We start from the raw sequence: 16374 nt of genomic DNA, 5'->3' as shown, positions 1-16374 counted from the left end.
GGCAGTCTAGCGCCCGCATGTGTCGATTTTGTTCAGGCCGTCCGCGTCAACGTCACGGGGTCGCGATCGGGCGCGGCGGCGGGCACCTGGGCAAAAGCCGGCGGCAGATCCTCCGGCCACGGCTCGCGCCCGGTCCGCAACAGGTCCCGGTAGGGTGCGCCGGCCAGCAGCTCGAGCGTTGGTGACAGGCCGCCGATGAACCGCGATCCATTGGCGATCCACGACAGATGTTCGGCGGGCCGTTCAGCACGGGCGAGAGCGGCGATTTCGGCGCGCGCCCGCGCACGGTGCCACCACGCATGCGCCCGCGCGTTGAATCGCGGCGGCGCATGGGACAGTAGTTTGGCGAGTGCATTGCGCAGCGCAGCGCTGCTCACCAGGCGGGCACCGCGCCGTAACATCGCGCGCAGCGGATCTACCTGTGCCGGCTGCGGGACGATGCGCGGCACGAACGACGGCAGGCCTGCGATCGCACCTTCCGCTTCGTGCACCGCGCGCCAGCCGAGCTGCGGGTGGCTCATGAGATCGTAGATGCCCGGCGCGACGCGCGCGGACGCGATCAGGCGGATCGCCTCGAGAAGGGTCACCGTGTACACCAGATTCGAAGGTGTATCGCCCGCGGGCAGCAACACCTCGCCCGTCGCAAGCGCGCTGCGCATCTGCTCCGAAATTCCCTGCAACGCACCGCCGACATGGCCGAGCCGCAGGATGTACAGCTCCTTGCCGAGGCGGCGCGCGCGGCGCACGCCGCTGCGCTCGGTGCCGAGCTTGGCGCGCCCGTACGGACTCAGCCAGCGGACCCGACGGCCGGGATTCGCATCGCCGTACACCGACTGCGTGCTGAAGTGGATGACGCGCGCGCCGGGCGCGGATGCCGCGAGCGCGTTTTCGATGATGGCGTCCTCGGTGGCGCGGATCTGTCGCGGCGTGCCGCTCGCCAACGCCGAATTCACGATCACCTGGCAGTCGCCCAGCAAGGCACGCGCCTGCGCTGCATCCGCGCAGCTGCCGTGACGAACGGCGATGCCGTGCGCACGCAGGAATGCCGATCCGCTGCGCGTGCGGCACACCGGCACCAGCGCGACATCGGGCTCGCGCGCTAGCAGCAGGCACAGCTCCGCGCCGACCTGGCCGTTTGCCCCGATGACGGCGATCCTATTCATGGGCGCGGATACCCGTGTCCCTGATCATCTGCGCCAGTCCGGTGGTCGCGAGCGCGGAGCGGGCCGAGACGCGCGACTCGCTGCCGCTGTCGAGTCCGGCCAGAAATTCACGCCATTCGAGCGCAAAAGCCTGGTTCATAGTCGTGGCGCCCTCGACGGACGCGCCGAGTTCGAGCGCCTCGCGCGGTCGCGCGGCATCCCCGAGGAAGACGCACGCATCGGGCGCGATGCCCATCCAGACGCTCGCGTGGGCGAAGTCGAGTTGGAGGCGATTGGACTGCGGCGCCAGCCAGCTCACGGCGTAGTCGAGCTGCGTGGAAGTGGCACCGATCCGCGCGGATGCCTGCGCGTGGCGATCCACCTTGCCGTCGAACGTGATCTCGGCATGTTCGACCCGGCTGTCGCCATCGCCGGCGAACTGCAGCGCGAGATCGAGGGTGTGCGTACCGAGATCCATGAGCACCCCGCCCGCCGCGGCGAAGCGCGGATCGTCGAGGAAAGAATGTCCGCTGCCGCTGCCGCGCGAGCGCGCGCCTTCGGCGATGCGGATCGCGCGCAGATCGCCGAGCCAACCCTGCTTCAGCAAGTGATCGACGATCCGAGTCGAGCGGTAGAAGCGCCGCATGTATCCGCAGCCGAGCCGGTGGGGCGCGAACCATTCCAGGTAATTGCGGTGCTCTTCAAGCGAGAGCGCAAATGGCTTCTCGCAAAAAACCGCGGTTTCGCGGCGCGCGAATTCCTGCAGGTACGCGCCGCGCGCCGGCGCGGGCACCGCGAGCAGCACCACATCGCAGGCGGGAAGCTCCCGCGGACCTTCGGCCTCTGTGACGCGTACGCCGTAGGCGTCGCCGACCGCGCGGGCGCGCAGCGGCGCTGCGTCGTACAGCCACGCGATGCGTACGTCGTCGAGACACTGCAGCACGGGCAGGTGCAATTTGCGCACGATGTCGCCGGCGCCGACGATTCCGATCGAGCGCGTCATGCGGCACGCAACGCGCGCAACGTGGTGACGATCTCGGAGCGCAACGTACGCTGCAGCGCCGGGTGCACCACCAGCAACACTGCGGCGACCGCGACTGCGCACAACACGCCCTCTGCCGCGAGCGCCGCCCACGAAGTGGCCAGCGGCAGCAGATTGAGGAGTGCCGCGGCGGCGATGCAGGCTACGGCGCCGATGAGGGCGACTTCGCCAAGAGCGCCGCGCAGGCTGGCCACCGGGCGCGCATCCGCCGCAACCTTGCCCCACGCAAGACTTCCCCAGCACAAAGAAGAAACCACCAGGGCAAGCGGCGCACCCCACGCTCCCAGCCAGCTCAGAGCCGCGACCAGCATCACGACATGCAGCACGCTGCCGATCGCGAATATGCGCGCGATGAAGGAAAACTCGCCGCGTGCCAGCAATGCCTCGTAACCGACGTACGCCAGCGAAGTCACCCACATCGCCACCGCCATCAGGATCGTGAGCGTCGCTCCGCCATACGCGTGAGATCCCACCCACAACGAAACGAACGAGTGATTGAGCACGGCAACGCTGACTGCGCCGACCGCCGCAAGTGCCGCCACGAGCGGCAACAGGCTGCGAATGACCGAATTCAGGCGATCCAGGTTTCCAGTACCGGCCAGGTGCGCGAGCACCGGCCCGAAAGCGGAGTTGAGTTGCGCCACGACGATGAGCACCGTTTCATGCGCGCGCACGGTGAGCCCATAAACCGCCGCGACTTGTGGTCCGAGCACGCTGCCGACAAAAAGTATGTTCGCCTGGCTTTGCAGTCTCATGGCGATGGAAGTGACGAAGAAACGCGCCGAATCGCGCCACATATCGAGCGACTCGCGCCAGCGCGGCCGCCAGTCGTCCTTGGCGTGGCGAAAGATGCTCGCGAGCGAGGCGACGGCCCCGACCGCGGCGATGCCCGAGCGCGCCAGCAGCCCGTAGGCGATCGCGTACAGGTCGAGCCCGGCGTAGAGGCACACGAGCGTCACGATCACGCTGGCTACATCGGCGACCATGGTCACACTGCCCGCCGCGGCCGGACGCTGCGCGCCGCGCAGTGCGGCCAGCGCCGCCATCGAGAAGACACCGCAGGCATTGGCCGCCACCGCAATCAAATAACAATCGAGCACCCGCGTGACTTGTTCCGGCCGCAAGCCCTGCGTGGCCGGGAGCCATGCCGCGACCAGACTGCTGGCCGCCGCGAGCGCCAGCCCGAGCACGATGGCATTGGCAAGTCCCGCGCTGATCAGCGCCCGCATCGCCGCCAGATCCGCGCTGCCCGCGCGCATCGCGACCCGCTGCGTGATCACGCCGGAGAGTCCGAAATCTGTGACCAGCAACTGCACCAGCGCACCGCCGGTGGCAAGCCATGCGCCGTACTCGCCGAGGTCGATGTGCTGCAGGTACAGCGGCACCAGCAGCACGTTGCGCACCAGCGTGAAAACCAGGCCGCTGTAGCCGAACACGGCGCCCCAGAGAAATACCCGCCTGCGCCCTGTGCCTGACGCCGTCATGAGGGGGCCACCGCAGTCAATGGCAGTAGTTTGGGCACGGCAATTTCTTCGTAGACCTGCTCCATCTGCGCGGCGATGGCGTCCCAGGACAGCACGGCCTCGACGGCAGCACGGCCGCGCGCACCGCACTCACGGCGCAGCGGCCCGTCGGAGGCGATGCGATTCACCGCGGCAGCGATGTCGACGGGTGTATCCCCGCATACCAGCCCCGCCCCGTACTGCTCCACCAATGGCGCGACGCCTACCGCGCGCGTCACGATGACAGGGCAACGCATTGCCATGGCCTCGGCCACCACATTGCCGAAGTTCTCCGAATACGACGGCAACACGAAGAGCTGCGCGTTCTCGTACAGCGCCCACTTGTCGAGATCGCTCACCGGTCCGAGGAACACGACACGATCCTGCACGCCTTCGCGGCGTGCGAGTTCGGTGAGTTCCGGGATCAGCCCCTCGTAGTCATTGCCACCGATCACCAGCGGCAGGTACGGCACGTGTTTCCAGGCGCGTATGAGCCGGTCGAGGCCCTTCTTCCAGCTGATGCGGCTCAGGAACAGCGCGTACTGCCGTGTGATGCCGGCGTAAGGCCCCGAGCCGAGCGAAGGATGTGCGCGCGGCCACTCGACGCCATTCGGCACGCAGTACGCCGCCGCGAATTTGAGCCCGAGCGAGCGCACGTCCTCGATCTCGATCTCCGCGGTGGCATGTAAACCGGCCGCGCGCGCCAGCGTGCGGCGCTCGAACAGTTCGATCCACGCGCTCTTGATCCAGCGGCTCCGTCCGCGTATCACGTCGCGCACCAGCATGCCGCGTGGCGCCAGTAGATAGGGAACGCGGGCACGCCGCGCCGCTCGCGCCGCGGCCTGCAAGGGCCACACGAACACCGCGTGCAGATGCATGACGTCGAAGTCCGCGGCCGACTCGCGCAGGGCGCGGCCCATGGCAGGCGACCAGGCAAGGCGGCGCAGCGCGGGGACCGGAAAATAGTGCACGTTGACGCCGTCGCGCACCACCGGCCGGTCCAGGGGCACGTCGAGATTTTCGTCGCCGTCCATGTTGGTCGTGAATACGTGGACGTCGTGGCCGCGGCGCGCGAGCGCGCTCGCCAGCCCGTGCACCGAACGGATCGGGCCGCCGTATCGGACCGCCGGGTAGTAAGTCGGGACGACGTGCAGGATGCGCCGGCGTTGAACCGGCTGTGGCGCTTCAACGCCCTGGGTCGGCTGCGGGCAGCTCATAGAGGGACGCGACGTCAAAGGGTTTGCCGAGCAGGCGGTGGCGGGTGAGCAGCACCACCGCCTCCACGGCGTCGCGCCAGCGGCGCGCGCGGACGCCGAGCGATCGCAAGGAAAAGTTGCGCCGCAACGGCATCATGTCGAGCTCGTAGAAATCGAGCAGCGAAAATACGCCGTTCGCCACGGCGAGTTCGGCCGGCGAGCGCAGGCGTATCCGCAGCCGCTTGGAAGCGGTCCACGCCGAGAACATCCGCACGCATACGCAGTCGTTGAACACGGTCACGGGAACGTCGATCACCGGCCCGCCGGGATCGGGCTGGTCGGCGCGCCGCACGGTCGCGGTGGCGAAATCGAGCACCCAGCAGTGCGCGCCCGCCGCGTCGCTGACCCGGAATGTCAGGCGCCAGCGCGGCCGCAGCAGCGTGGGCAATGCGCGCAGGAAGCCGGCGAAATACCGATCGGCGCTGTCGTGATCGACGCGCGCCGCGGCTTCGAGGTCGTACTGCGCGGCCAGCGTACCGGCATGTTTGTCGCGCAACGCTTCGATGTGCGCGCTGCGCCCGGCGTAGTCGAATGGCACGACGTCGAAACCCGACTCGTCGCTCCAGCTGCTGCCCGGGGTCATCACGACGCACTCGCTGTCGCTGCCGGAACTGCGCGCCAGCTGCGTGTAGTAGGCACGCACATCCTCGGGCGATACGGCCGTGGCGTTGAACGCGTAGGTGTCGCGATGAAGGAAACAATGATTGCTCGCGAACGGCACCGCATGGCGCGCGCGCACGTGCAGCGCGAAACGCGAGAATTCCTCGATGTAGTCGCGTGGCGAGCGCAGGTTGGGAAACGCCTCCGTGTAACCGTCGACGCAGTAGGGAATCGGCGACGCGCTCGAGTGGCTGCGGAACACGAAATCGAAGCGCGGAAAGCGGTTCGTGATCTGGCGCAGCGGCAGGCCGAAATGTTTGCAGTCGTTCGCGTTGAGCAATACGCGGCCGCCGCCCGCGAGCACCATCGCGCTGTCCACCGCGGCTCCGAACTGAAAGGAAGAAAGCGTGAAGTCCTCGCCGAGCTGAACCGTCGCGCCGTGCGGGATTTCGCGCACGTCTTCGAAACCCAGGTAGGCCAGATCTTCGAGCATGCGGCGGGTCGGCACCTTGGGCACGAGCACTTTCACGAACGGGTTGCGCGCCAGCAGCTTGCGCAGCGACGGTCCGTGGAAGTGGTCCCAATGCAGGTGCGTGAGGTAGATGTAGTCGACCTCGAGGGAATCGGCAATGCCCGGCGGAGGTTCGGGGTAGTTCCACCAGCTGCGCCAATAACATGAACCGAGCAGCCAGGGATCGGAAACGATCCGCGTGCCGCGGTGTTCGACCAGCAAACCCGCGTGGCTCAGCACCGTGAATTTCATCTCAGTGCTCCACGCCGAATGCGAGTGCGTCGGACTCGCGCGGGACCGGCTCGCCCAGCGCCAGCAATCCACCGGCGCTGCGGTCATCGAGAACATCTGCCACGATGCCGGCATCGACCGGCGAGCGCTGCTCGCCGAAGGCATACACCAGCGCCGTGTCGCACACCTGGTTGATCAGCCGCGGTACGCCGCCGGTGCGTGCATGCACCAGTTCGACGGCCTCCGCGGCAAACAGCGCGGGATTGCCGCCCGCCACGCCGAGCCGATGGCGCACGTAGGCATGTGTTTCTTCGCGCGACAGCGCCTCCATGTGGTATTCGATCGCGATGCGCTGCGCGAATTGGCGCAGCTGCGGCTGGGCGAGAGTCGCCCGCAACTCGGGCTGGCCTATCAGGATGGTCTGCAGCAGCAGGTCCTTGCCCGTGTTGACGTTCGACAACACCCGCAACTGCTCGAGCCCTGCGGCGCCGAGGTTCTGCGCTTCGTCGATGACCAGCACGACGCGCCGTCCCGCGGCGTACTCCGCGATCAGGAAATCCACGAACTTCTCGTACAGCTCACTCTCGGACGGCGCGATGTCTTTCATGCCGATGGCGCGCGCCACCCAGGGAAGCAGGTTGCCGAACCCACTGTGGGTGTTGGAGATCAATCCGACGGTGAACTCCTGCGACGCGCGCGCCAGCACGCTGCGTATGACCGTGGTCTTGCCGCAGCCGACCCGGCCTGTCACGAGCGCGAAGCCGGTTCCGCTGCTCAGCGTGTAATCGAGCAGGATCATCGCGCGCCGATGATGGCGGCCGAGAAATAGGAATTCCGGGTCGGGCGCCAGTGCGAACGGCTTCTCACGCAAGCCGAAGAAAGTCTCGTACATGGGCGGCCTCAGTACGCGCGCGCCTCGGCTTCCGCCGAGGAGTTGAGCACGGTGCCGATGACGGGCGTGCTCCGCAGCAACTCGAACACGCGCTGCAGATCTTCGCGCCGGGTTTGTTCGGCGGTCACCACCAGCACGATTCCGTCGAGCAGCGGCGCGATCGTGAGCACGTCATCCGAAAGCAGCGCGGGGGGCAGGTCGACGAGCACGAGCGGATCCGAGCTCACGCCGCGCAGCGTCCGCACGAGTTCCCCGGCGGCGGGCCCGGCCAGGATCTCCGAGCTGTTGGACACCGGCGCCAGGGTCGGCACGACCACCAGCCGTTCCACGGATGCGAACCGCCGCCAGACTTTTTCCACCGGGTCGACGCCTGCGAAATAACTTTCCAGCCCACGTTCGGCGTCGAGCCCGAGCGTGGCGGCTACCGACGGCTTGCGCAGGTCGAGATCGACCAGGATCACGGACTGGTTAGGGTCGGCCGCGAGGCTCAGTGCCAGGTTGATCGCGGTCAGCGTCTTGCCCTCGCCGCTGGCCGGACTGACGATCCCGATGGTGCGCATTCCATGCTGGCGCGTACGCTGCAGCACCTGGGCGCGAAGCATCTTGTACGCGGCGGTCGCGAGCCCCGCATCGTCCGGGAACACGACGTAGCGTTCGCGCAGCACTTCGCGCGCCGGCAGCTCCACGGCGGGCGCATCGTCCAGACGCAACGTGGCATGTTCTTCCGCCAGCGCCTCGCTGAACGACGGCGCCGCGATGCCACTGGCCGGCACCGCCACGGATGCCGGCACCGCTACGGAGGCGGGCGCCGCGTCGCCCTGCCGGCGACGATGCAGGCGGGCGACTTCGAGCGCTCGTTCGATGCGTTCCATGGAGCTCCTAGATTCCGAGTTTGCGGATCACTGCGAACCACAGGGAATCGAGCGGCCGCAAGAAGACGTGCAGCGACGTGAGCGCCAGCGCACAGCTCAGCACGGCGGCGGCGGCCGTGGTGTAGCGGAAGCGGCGCCTGGCCGCGCCGCGCCCGGCCGCTGTGACGATGCGCGGCACGATGGCCAGCGGCGCGACGCCTAACAGCTGCAGCAGGTCCTTGCGGCCGCGCACGGTCGAATCGAATCTTTCGAGGGCAAAGACCAAGCCCGCCGCCAGCAGCGAGCTCAGTGCGATGCCGAGCACCAGCAGCGCGCCGCGATTCGGGCTCACCGGCTTCTCCGGCATCATCGGCGGCTCGATCAACGTGAAGCGCTCGCCCTTGCGATCGGTCTCGAGGTTCTGCGCGGTCTGCGCTTCCATCTGCTTGGCGCGGACGTCCTGGTACTTGGCGCGCGCGTTGTCGTAGTCGCGCGACATCTCGCGATACTGTTTCTCGATCTGCGGCGACACCGAAATCTTGCGCCGGTACTCGAGGATCTCCTTGCGCATCTGGCCGATCTGCGCATTCAGCGAGCGCCGGTCGTTGATGTTGGCGGACAACTGCGCCTGGATCTGCACGAAGGCAGGATTGTCGCCGCTCACCGGCCTGAACTCGGCGCCGGGAGCCGCCGCGGGTGCGGTCGCGGCGAGTTTCGCCTCGAGCGCCGCGACCTCGCGATCGAGCCGCACGCGATCCGGGTGTTCCGGACCGTAGCGGTTGCTCGCGGCGGCCTGCGCAGCGCGCGTCTCTTCGAGACGGCGCGTGATGTCGTTGTAGTCTTCGGCGACCGGATTGCTCTGCTCGAGCCCGGCGATCTCGCGCCGCAGGCGCGCGATGTCCGGATGGTCGGGCGCGTACAGCGCCTGCGCGCTGGCGAGCTGCGAACGCAGCGTCTTCAGCCGGTCGTTGGCGCTCAGAATGCGCTCGCCGGTCTCGGAGTACACGGCCGAGTTCGGCTTGAGCTGGGCCAGCTGGGCCTCGAGGAACACGCGCTGCTGATCGAGCGAGGACTGTTGCGCCTCGAGCGTGCGGATCTGCTGCTCGGTGCGATCGAGCAACTCGAGATTGAACTGCGCGAGTTCCGGCAACGTATCTGCATTCTCTTCCTTGAATTTCGCCAGATCCGTTTCGAGCACCGTGATGCGCGTGTTGATGCGATCGCCCTCCTCGCGCAGGAACGCCGACGCGTCTTCTGCGAGCCGTGCGCGTTGCGAGAGATTTTCGTTGAGGTACAGGCTCGTGAGATCGTTGGCGACGCGCACCGCGAGCTCCGGTTCGCGGCTGGTGTACGACACCGCGAATGCGATCGTGGCCGCCGTCGGCCGTCCGCTGCGCGGATCGATGACATCCGCGCTGATCATGTGGAAATCGATGTCCGAGCGCATGCGCGAGATGAGTTCTTCGCGGGTCTCGCTGGCACGATCCTTGGCGTACAGGTTGAACTTGTTGATGAGCTTGAGCAGCGTCTCGGTGGTCATCACGCGCTGGCTGATCACCTGGATGCGCTGGTCGGCGAACGAGGTCACCGTCGAGCGCACCAGGTCTGCGGGCAGCTCCTGCTGTTCGATGAGAATCGTGGCCGTGGATTGATAACGCGCGGGCAACAACAACGCCAGCAGCATGGCCACGACCAACCCGGTCGCAAGGCAGATGGACGCCGGAAGGCGCCGGCGTACCAGCGCCCTGAATACGTCGCGCAGGTCCGGAGTGACGGGTGGTGCGGCGGCATTCATGGGATCAGTGTCCGAACACGCGGCGTGCCGGCGACCAGTAGCTGCGCAGCGCCACACTCCAGCCGCCGAACGTCTCCGGCGCACCCAGAACCGTCGCATCGGCGTAACCGCCGGCGATGGCGGTCGACCAGGTCTCGTTGATCTGCCAGCGCAATTCGCTGTCCGCGAAACGGTAGGTGCGGCTGTCGAACGTGATGCCGAAACCGGCGTCTTCGTTGCGCGAGAAACCCACCCGTGCGGTGGCGGACAGACGCGAATTGAAATCCTGACGCAACGACAGTTCGGCGGTGTTGCGTTCGGTCAGCACGCCGGTTCCGAAGGGCACCAGCGAATGCGCGGCGGTGAAATCGACCGTGCGCGTCTCGCCGCGGTACTGCAGGCTGAAATCGCCCGTGGTTCCGTTGCTTTGCATGCCGTCGATGTCCCGCCGGCTGCCGCCGAGCGTGCCGGCCATGTTGAGCCGTTCTGTCCAGGCAAACGTGAAGCCCAGCGATATTCCCCGTTCACCGCTGCGACTGCCGCGCGTCGGGCTGTCGAAATTCGAGACGAAAGTGCCCAGGGTGAGCGCCCAACGCGGCGAGAACATGAATCTCTCGTTGGCGGAAACGGCAGCGTAGCGGTAGCCATTCAACTGCGTGGCGAAGCCACCGGAATAGCTCACATCCTGAAAGCTGGCCGACGCGCTGAACTCGCGCGAATCGGAATGCGCGAACGTCCACGCAGCGCTGGTGCCGCGCGTGGTGCGCGAAGCGTCGGCGCGGATCAGGCCGGTCTCGGCGAGCTCGGTCGTGAGCGTGCTCTCGTCGGCATACTCCGCGTCGAAATAGAGTTGTCCACGTTCGAGATCCAGGCGCAGCGCGGCCATCAGCCGCTGATCGTCGATATCGGGAATGGAATCCCCTGAAAACCTTTGCGCGTAGTAGTGAGGCAGCAGGCTGAATTCGCTGGTCTCGGTGCGGCGCACGACACCGAGATCGACACCTGCCGACAGCGACTCGCTCGATTGCCCGATTGCGCGGAAGGTGCGGTTGCTCTGGTGATCGGCGTCGAAGGTGAACAACGGGGCCACGGCCCACTCGGCCGCAAACGACGGCAGACAGCACAGGCCGAATCCGCCCGCGAACACAACTTTTGCAGCGGCCCTTGCCATTGGATCGATCTTTTCCTTCAGGGAACCACGACGGTGTCGCCACTCTGGAGCAGGAAGTTCTGCTGCAGGTTCTTGCCGCGCTCGACATCTCCGTAGCGGAAAGGCAGCGCACGCTGGCCGCTATTCTCCCGGCGTAAAATGACGATATCGTTGACCTGCGCGAAGGGAGTTGCGCCACCCGCGAGGCTGAGCGCCTGCATGACGTCGACGGAACTGCTGAACGGGAATTCTCCCGGCCGCGCGACCTTGCCGATGACATAAACCCGATTTCCACCGATCGCCTTGACCGCCACGGTGACCACCGGGTCGGGGACATAACGCTTGAGTCGATCGACCAGCTGCACGCGCAATTCCTCCACGGTCCTGCCGTCGACGTTGAATTCACCGGCGAGCGGAAAAGACAGTGCGCCGTCCGGACGCACCAACACTTCCTGTTGCAGGTCCTGCTCCTTCCAGACCGAGACCGTCACCACATCGCCGGGCTGGAGCCTGTAGGGGGGACGCATGGAAGTGGGCGCGGCCTCATCGGCGAAGGCAACCGTGCAGAAGAGGAAACCCGAGAGAAGCAGATTCGCAATTCGCATGGGGTTTCGCACGCCCTATAGTTGTTTGACAGTTGTCATACTAAGCGCCGCAGATGACGCTTTCGTTGCTCGCGCGATGGCGAGTCGGCGCGGCGCCGAGAACGATTTTCAGGCCAGGCGTTCGCCGTTGAGCGCAAAACGAAGCGCCGGCCATGCATGCCGGCGCACGCCGAACAAGCCGAGCACGGAACCGAGCAGCCACACCGCCCCCGGCAACGGCACGAGCGAAGCGGCCGACTCGAACGTCATCCGGATCGAGAACAGGCCGAGATTGAAGCGGCCCTGCGAGCTCGCGAGCACACTGGCGTAGAAGGATGCGGGCCCCGTGGAGACGAACTTCCACTCGCCGCTGCCGGCGAGACCCTCCATGAAACCATCCTTCGAAAAGATAGAGCAGTCGAGCTGGGACAGACGTTCTGGCCAGGAGATGTTCTCGAGCTTGATGGTGAGAACACCCGGCCCGTTCACATTCAGCGTGAATACCTCGGAGTAGCTACCGAACACCTGCCGCGTGTTCTGCACCTGCGAGCTGCCGACCGTGTCGGCCCTGGCATTCGGCGCGAGCAAGGCGCACAACACGAGCACGCCCGAGACGATCCGCACCACGCGCCGGAGCGGAGTTTTAGGTACCAGGCTATTCATGATTCGCTCCTGCTGCGAGTCGAAGTGGTGGGGTGTGCACGGTGCCGTTGCGGTACACGTATTTCTCGTAGAGATAACGACGCAGCGAGCTCGACAGCTCGCCGCTGCCCTGCGTCGATTCATCCTGGTGGTTGAGCTCGGAAAGCTTGAGCGCGGCAAACGGATCGTGGCCGCCGGTAAGCGCCAGCAAGGCGATGTCCTCGCGCTCCACGCGACGTTCGCTGCCGGTCGAGTCGTTGATGATCGCCTCGAGCCGCGCGGCGTCGAGGTCGAAGTAGCGCAGCAGCTCGGCGCCTGATTCGACGAACACCGGCACGAGGTTCCGTCCGCGCACCTCGGGATCACACAACGGCACCAGCCGCTGCAGCATCGTCTTGAGCGCGAATCGCACGATGTCGGAGTCGCGCACCCCGAGGCGCTGCGAGAGCCGCTTCACCTTCGACAAGTCGCCGGCGTTGATTCTGATCGAAACCGCTCTCTTCCGGCTGTCGCTCACATGCGCTCCCTTTGTTACAGAGATGTCTCCCTGTTTGCATAACATTGTCGGAAGCAAGTATTTCAATGTCTTGTCATTTCAGTGACGTTGGCGGCGCGATCGCATGCACATCGTGGTGGTGGTGGTGTTTGCGCGTCGCGTACGTTGCCTGCGAAACGCACACGCGCGCCGCCGGACGGCGCCCACGGTCTGCGCCGGACGATGACTCGCTGTGTGATGTCCGCGTCTAGCTACGCGCGCGCGGCCTCCCGCCGACAGTCGCGCGCGGGAGTTTTGCAGCCGCGACGCTTCGTGGATCTGGCGTTGCTCGCGGCATTACGCGGCAGTGGGACTTCCGAATTGCGGCACGAGAGGATCGGGGCTCGGCCGTTTCTCCGACTCGCGGATGGGGGCGATGCTGCGATTGCGATTCAGCGCCGGAATTGGCGCGTTTGCACGGAGCGCGCTCGTGAAGTCAGCTCGCGCGACAATGTGCCGGGCCGCGTTGCGCGGCTCACGGAATCAGCGGCTAGTGTCCGGCGCTGCGCCGGCCACGCGCGCTCAGCGTCGCGTCAGACGCGCTTCCGAATACGAGAGAGGCCGGTCGAGGAAGGCGCGGTACGTATCGGCGAGGCCCTGCTCGAGTGGAATCTTCGGCTGCCAGCCGAGCGCGCGGATACGCGCCACGTCCAGCAATTTGCGCGGAGTGCCGTCCGGCTTCTGCGCATCGAAACTGATCGGCGCCTCGAGGCCGACCACGCGCCGCACGATGGCGGCGAGCTCGGCGATCGTCACGTCGTCACCGGCGCCGATGTTGATCGGCAGGTCGTCCGAGTAGTTCTCGAGCACCGTGACGATCGCATCCGCGAAGTCGTCGGAATGCAGGAATTCGCGGCGCGGCGCGCCGGTGCCCCACACCTCGAATTGCTGGGCCTTCTGCAGGCGGGCTTCGTGCATGCGGCGGATCAGACCCGGAATGACGTGCGACTCACGCGCGTGATAGTTGTCGTTCGGGCCGTACAGATTGCTCGGCAGGACGGAAACCGCATCGAAGTGGTACTGGCGCCGGTAGGCCTGGCACATCTTGATGCCCGCGAGCTTGGCGACGGCATAGGCGTCGTTGGTCGGTTCGAGCGCGCCGGTCAGCAGGTATTCCTCGCGCATCGGCTGCGGCGCCAGGCGCGGATAAATGCAACTCGACCCGAGGAACACGAGCTTGCGCGCGCCGAAGCGATGCGCGGCATCGATCACGTGCGTCTGGATCTGCAGGTTGTCGCGGATGAACTCCGCCGGCCGCTCGGAATTGGCGATGATGCCGCCCACCCGTCCGGCCGCGAGAATGACCGCGCTCGGGCGCGCTTCGTCGAAGAAGCGATCCACCGCGCGCGACTGCGTCAGGTCGAGGCGGTAGTGAGGCTCGCCGACCACGTTGGTGTAACCCTGGCGTTTGAGCGCCCGCGTGATCGCCGACCCGGCCAGGCCCGTATGGCCGGCGACGTAGACGATCCCGTGCCGATTGACCGCAGGAGCGTTCATTCCCGTTCGTGCGCCACGCGGTAACCCCGTTCGGCGAGCGCCGCGTCGCGTTCGGCGAGCATCAGGTCGTGGCGCGCCATCTCCGCGACCAGCGCCGCGAAACTCACGCTCGGCTGCCAGCCGAGACGCGCGCGCGCCTTGCCCGCGTCGCCTAACAAGGTATCCACTTCGGCCGGGCGCAGGTAGCGCGCATCCAGGCGTATCACCGTGCGGCCGGTCTTCGCGTCGATGCCCTTCTCCTCCGGCCCACTGCCGGTCCAGGTGATGCGCATGCCGAGCTCGTGCCCGGCCAGCTCGACGAATTCGCGCACGCTGTGTTGTTCGCCGGTCGCGATCACGAAATCCTCGGGTTCGTCCTGCTGCAGCATCAGCCATTGGGCGCGCACGAAATCGCGCGCGTGGCCCCAGTCGCGGCGCGCGTCGAGATTGCCCAGATAGACGCAGGGTTGCAGCCCGGTGCGTACCCGCGCCAGCCCGCGCGTGATCTTGCGCGTCACGAAGGTCTCGCCGCGCAGCGGCGACTCGTGGTTGAACAGGATGCCGTTGCAGGCGTACATGCCGTACGACTCGCGGTAGTTGACCGTGATCCAGTACGCATACAGCTTGGCGACGCCATACGGCGACCGCGGGTGGAACGGCGTCGTTTCGCGCTGCGGAGTTTCAGCCACCTTGCCGAACATCTCCGACGAGGACGCCTGGTAAAAGCGTGTCTTGTGGGTGAGCCCGAGGATGCGGATCGCCTCGAGCAGGCGCAGCGTGCCGGTGGCATCCGCGTTGGCCGTGTACTCGGGCGTTTCGAACGACACCGCCACGTGGCTCTGCGCGCCGAGGTTGTAGATCTCGTCGGGTAGTACCTGCTGGACGATACGAATCAGGTTCGTCGCATCGGTCAGGTCGCCATAGTGCAGCGTGAAGCGGCCGTCGGACTCATGCGGATCGGCGTACAGATGATCGACGCGATCGGTGTTGAACGACGACGAGCGGCGCTTGATGCCGTGCACCTCGTATCCCTTGTCGAGCAACAGCTCGGCGAGATAGGCGCCGTCCTGACCGGTGATGCCGGTCAGCAATGCACGCTTGCGTGTCATGCGGCGCCACGTGGGCGTCGCGCCACCCAACAGGCCGTGTGCCAGGCGGCATGCCCACGCTGCGCGAGCAAAGCGCGGCGCCGGTGGCCCGACGTGCGAATGCCCGGCGGGGACTGGGCCGCGGCGGGTTCATCAGCGGTTCTCAGGCGCGAGCGGCAATAGGCTGCGAAGGTCAGCGCCCAGCGAGGCGTGGAATACACTTTGTTTGCTCCGTACGATTTCGCGTACGTTCTACGCGGCCAACACGACAGCGGTGTGAAAAGAGCACACCGCTGTTGGCGCCTTTATTGCGGCTTGCCGCCTCTGCGCCGGCGTGCCGCCGCAAGTACGCCGAAGCCCAGAATCAGCAGCGGCGCGGCCGCGGGCAGCGGCACGGCCGCCGGAGGCTCGACGGTGAAGTTGGTCAGGAAGGTGACCTTGTCGCCGCCCGACAGCGAAAAATTCAGGAACGTGCCGATGTTGGACACGACCGCGGGTCCGGGCAGCGTGGGGCCTGGCAGTCCGTCGTCGAAAGAAATGGTGCTGCCGCAACTCGGGCCGCTGCCGCCGCAGGTCACGCTGCCCGCGAACAGCGACAACACCGTGACGCCGTCGATGGTGCCGCGGTAGATGGACGGGCTCATGCTGTTGGTCCCGAGGAACGCCGAACCATCGCCATTCTGGTCCAGCAGGGTTGCGTGCACCGAGCCGCCGAACAGCGACGGTGAAAATGACGGCGTGATGGGCAACGACAGCGTCAGATTGAAGCTGCGGGTGTCGGTGGCGAGATTGGTCAACGTCAGCGAGCCGATGATGAACGGGTCTTCCTTGACGGTAAGGTCCCATTGCAGGTTCCAGGAGAAACCGCCGTTGAACGATCCGCCTGCTTGCGACCCGGTCAGCTGAAAAGATCCGTCGGCGTTTTCGTGCACGCTGCCGTTCAGCGGCTTGTCGCCGAGCAGGACGCGCGCGTCGGGGGCGGTTTCTTCCGGAGGGAATGGCAGCAACGACTCGGCGTGGGCAACCCACGAACCGCCAACCATGAAAATGGCGGCTCCCGCACCCACACACCTGCGAATCTTGCGCGTCAGCATTGCT

The 16374-nt window shown here is 66.4% G+C and carries 15 protein-coding genes; all 15 read right to left on the bottom strand.

The features are described from left to right. Window positions 1-32 precede the first annotated feature (32 nt). The 15 genes from WDO72_17250 to WDO72_17180 all read right to left on the bottom strand — a co-directional run bounded on the left by WDO72_17250 (window position 33) and on the right by WDO72_17180 (window position 16319). Window positions 33-1163, bottom strand: coding sequence for an NAD-dependent epimerase/dehydratase family protein (locus WDO72_17250; protein MEJ0087423.1), 1131 nt, complete (start codon window positions 1161-1163; stop codon window positions 33-35). After that, window positions 1156-2145 (bottom strand): Gfo/Idh/MocA family oxidoreductase, encoded by a 990-nt coding sequence (locus WDO72_17245; GenBank protein ID MEJ0087422.1) that lies wholly within the window; start codon window positions 2143-2145, stop codon window positions 1156-1158. The genes WDO72_17250 and WDO72_17245 overlap by 8 nt, the downstream gene beginning before the upstream one ends. Then, entirely contained in the window at window positions 2142-3620 is a 1479-nt protein-coding gene (locus WDO72_17240) for a hypothetical protein (GenBank protein MEJ0087421.1), read from the bottom strand. The genes WDO72_17245 and WDO72_17240 overlap by 4 nt, the downstream gene beginning before the upstream one ends. 44 nt (window positions 3621-3664) lie before the next feature. Next, window positions 3665-4903 (bottom strand): glycosyltransferase, encoded by a 1239-nt coding sequence (locus WDO72_17235; protein MEJ0087420.1) that lies wholly within the window; start codon window positions 4901-4903, stop codon window positions 3665-3667. Then, window positions 4872-6305, bottom strand: coding sequence for an MBL fold metallo-hydrolase (locus WDO72_17230; GenBank protein MEJ0087419.1), 1434 nt, complete (start codon window positions 6303-6305; stop codon window positions 4872-4874). Before WDO72_17230 ends, WDO72_17235 begins: the two co-directional genes overlap by 32 nt. Before the next feature lies 1 nt (window position 6306). Beyond that, entirely contained in the window at window positions 6307-7176 is an 870-nt protein-coding gene (locus tag WDO72_17225; GenBank protein MEJ0087418.1) for an AAA family ATPase, read from the bottom strand. Window positions 7177-7184: 8 nt separating this feature from the next. Then, window positions 7185-8048, bottom strand: a complete 864-nt coding sequence (locus tag WDO72_17220) for a CpsD/CapB family tyrosine-protein kinase (protein MEJ0087417.1) — start codon at window positions 8046-8048, stop codon at window positions 7185-7187. Window positions 8049-8055: 7 nt separating this feature from the next. Further along, window positions 8056-9822, bottom strand: coding sequence for a Wzz/FepE/Etk N-terminal domain-containing protein (locus WDO72_17215; GenBank protein ID MEJ0087416.1), 1767 nt, complete (start codon window positions 9820-9822; stop codon window positions 8056-8058). A gap of 4 nt (window positions 9823-9826) precedes the next feature. Beyond that, a complete protein-coding gene (locus WDO72_17210; protein MEJ0087415.1) occupies window positions 9827-10972 on the bottom strand; it encodes a hypothetical protein in 1146 nt (381 codons plus the stop codon). 17 nt (window positions 10973-10989) lie between these two features. Beyond that, window positions 10990-11556, bottom strand: a complete 567-nt coding sequence (locus WDO72_17205; GenBank protein ID MEJ0087414.1) for a polysaccharide biosynthesis/export family protein — start codon at window positions 11554-11556, stop codon at window positions 10990-10992. Window positions 11557-11664: 108 nt separating this feature from the next. Next, complete coding sequence (locus tag WDO72_17200; protein MEJ0087413.1) at window positions 11665-12198, bottom strand: hypothetical protein; 534 nt, start codon at window positions 12196-12198, stop codon at window positions 11665-11667. Beyond that, the gene (locus WDO72_17195; protein MEJ0087412.1) at window positions 12191-12694 is read right to left on the bottom strand and encodes a hypothetical protein; all 504 of its coding nucleotides are present in this window, start codon (window positions 12692-12694) and stop codon (window positions 12191-12193) included. The genes WDO72_17200 and WDO72_17195 overlap by 8 nt, the downstream gene beginning before the upstream one ends. Window positions 12695-13234: 540 nt before the next feature. Next, complete coding sequence (locus WDO72_17190) at window positions 13235-14209, bottom strand: GDP-L-fucose synthase (GenBank protein ID MEJ0087411.1); 975 nt, start codon at window positions 14207-14209, stop codon at window positions 13235-13237. Continuing rightward, window positions 14206-15297 (bottom strand): GDP-mannose 4,6-dehydratase, encoded by a 1092-nt coding sequence (gmd, locus tag WDO72_17185; GenBank protein MEJ0087410.1) that lies wholly within the window; start codon window positions 15295-15297, stop codon window positions 14206-14208. The genes WDO72_17190 and gmd overlap by 4 nt, the downstream gene beginning before the upstream one ends. A gap of 284 nt (window positions 15298-15581) precedes the next feature. After that, entirely contained in the window at window positions 15582-16319 is a 738-nt protein-coding gene (locus WDO72_17180; protein ID MEJ0087409.1) for a VPLPA-CTERM sorting domain-containing protein, read from the bottom strand. Window positions 16320-16374 lie beyond the last annotated feature (55 nt).

The organism is Pseudomonadota bacterium (assembly GCA_037200975.1).
GTDB lineage: Bacteria > Pseudomonadota > Gammaproteobacteria > Steroidobacterales > Steroidobacteraceae > CADEED01.
The sequence above is the reverse complement of the archived record's forward strand: the minus strand, read 5'-3'. Positions and strand labels throughout refer to the sequence as shown.

Excerpts from the sequence above, each read along its gene's own strand:
- WDO72_17180 (MEJ0087409.1), bottom strand. The coding sequence starts at position 16,319 with ATGGTTGGCGGTTCGTGGGTTGCCCACGCCGAGTCGTTGCTGCCATTC.
- WDO72_17210 (MEJ0087415.1), bottom strand. The coding sequence starts at position 10,972 with ATGGCAAGGGCCGCTGCAAAAGTTGTGTTCGCGGGCGGATTCGGCCTG.
- WDO72_17215 (MEJ0087416.1), bottom strand. The coding sequence starts at position 9,822 with ATGAATGCCGCCGCACCACCCGTCACTCCGGACCTGCGCGACGTATTC.
- gmd (MEJ0087410.1), bottom strand. The coding sequence starts at position 15,297 with ATGACACGCAAGCGTGCATTGCTGACCGGCATCACCGGTCAGGACGGC.
- WDO72_17225 (MEJ0087418.1), bottom strand. The coding sequence starts at position 7,176 with ATGTACGAGACTTTCTTCGGCTTGCGTGAGAAGCCGTTCGCACTGGCG.
- WDO72_17220 (MEJ0087417.1), bottom strand. The coding sequence starts at position 8,048 with ATGGAACGCATCGAACGAGCGCTCGAAGTCGCCCGCCTGCATCGTCGC.
- WDO72_17205 (MEJ0087414.1), bottom strand. The coding sequence starts at position 11,556 with ATGCGAATTGCGAATCTGCTTCTCTCGGGTTTCCTCTTCTGCACGGTT.
- WDO72_17235 (MEJ0087420.1), bottom strand. The coding sequence starts at position 4,903 with ATGAGCTGCCCGCAGCCGACCCAGGGCGTTGAAGCGCCACAGCCGGTT.
- WDO72_17250 (MEJ0087423.1), bottom strand. The coding sequence starts at position 1,163 with ATGAATAGGATCGCCGTCATCGGGGCAAACGGCCAGGTCGGCGCGGAG.
- WDO72_17245 (MEJ0087422.1), bottom strand. The coding sequence starts at position 2,145 with ATGACGCGCTCGATCGGAATCGTCGGCGCCGGCGACATCGTGCGCAAA.
- WDO72_17230 (MEJ0087419.1), bottom strand. The coding sequence starts at position 6,305 with ATGAAATTCACGGTGCTGAGCCACGCGGGTTTGCTGGTCGAACACCGC.
- WDO72_17200 (MEJ0087413.1), bottom strand. The coding sequence starts at position 12,198 with ATGAATAGCCTGGTACCTAAAACTCCGCTCCGGCGCGTGGTGCGGATC.
- WDO72_17190 (MEJ0087411.1), bottom strand. The coding sequence starts at position 14,209 with ATGAACGCTCCTGCGGTCAATCGGCACGGGATCGTCTACGTCGCCGGC.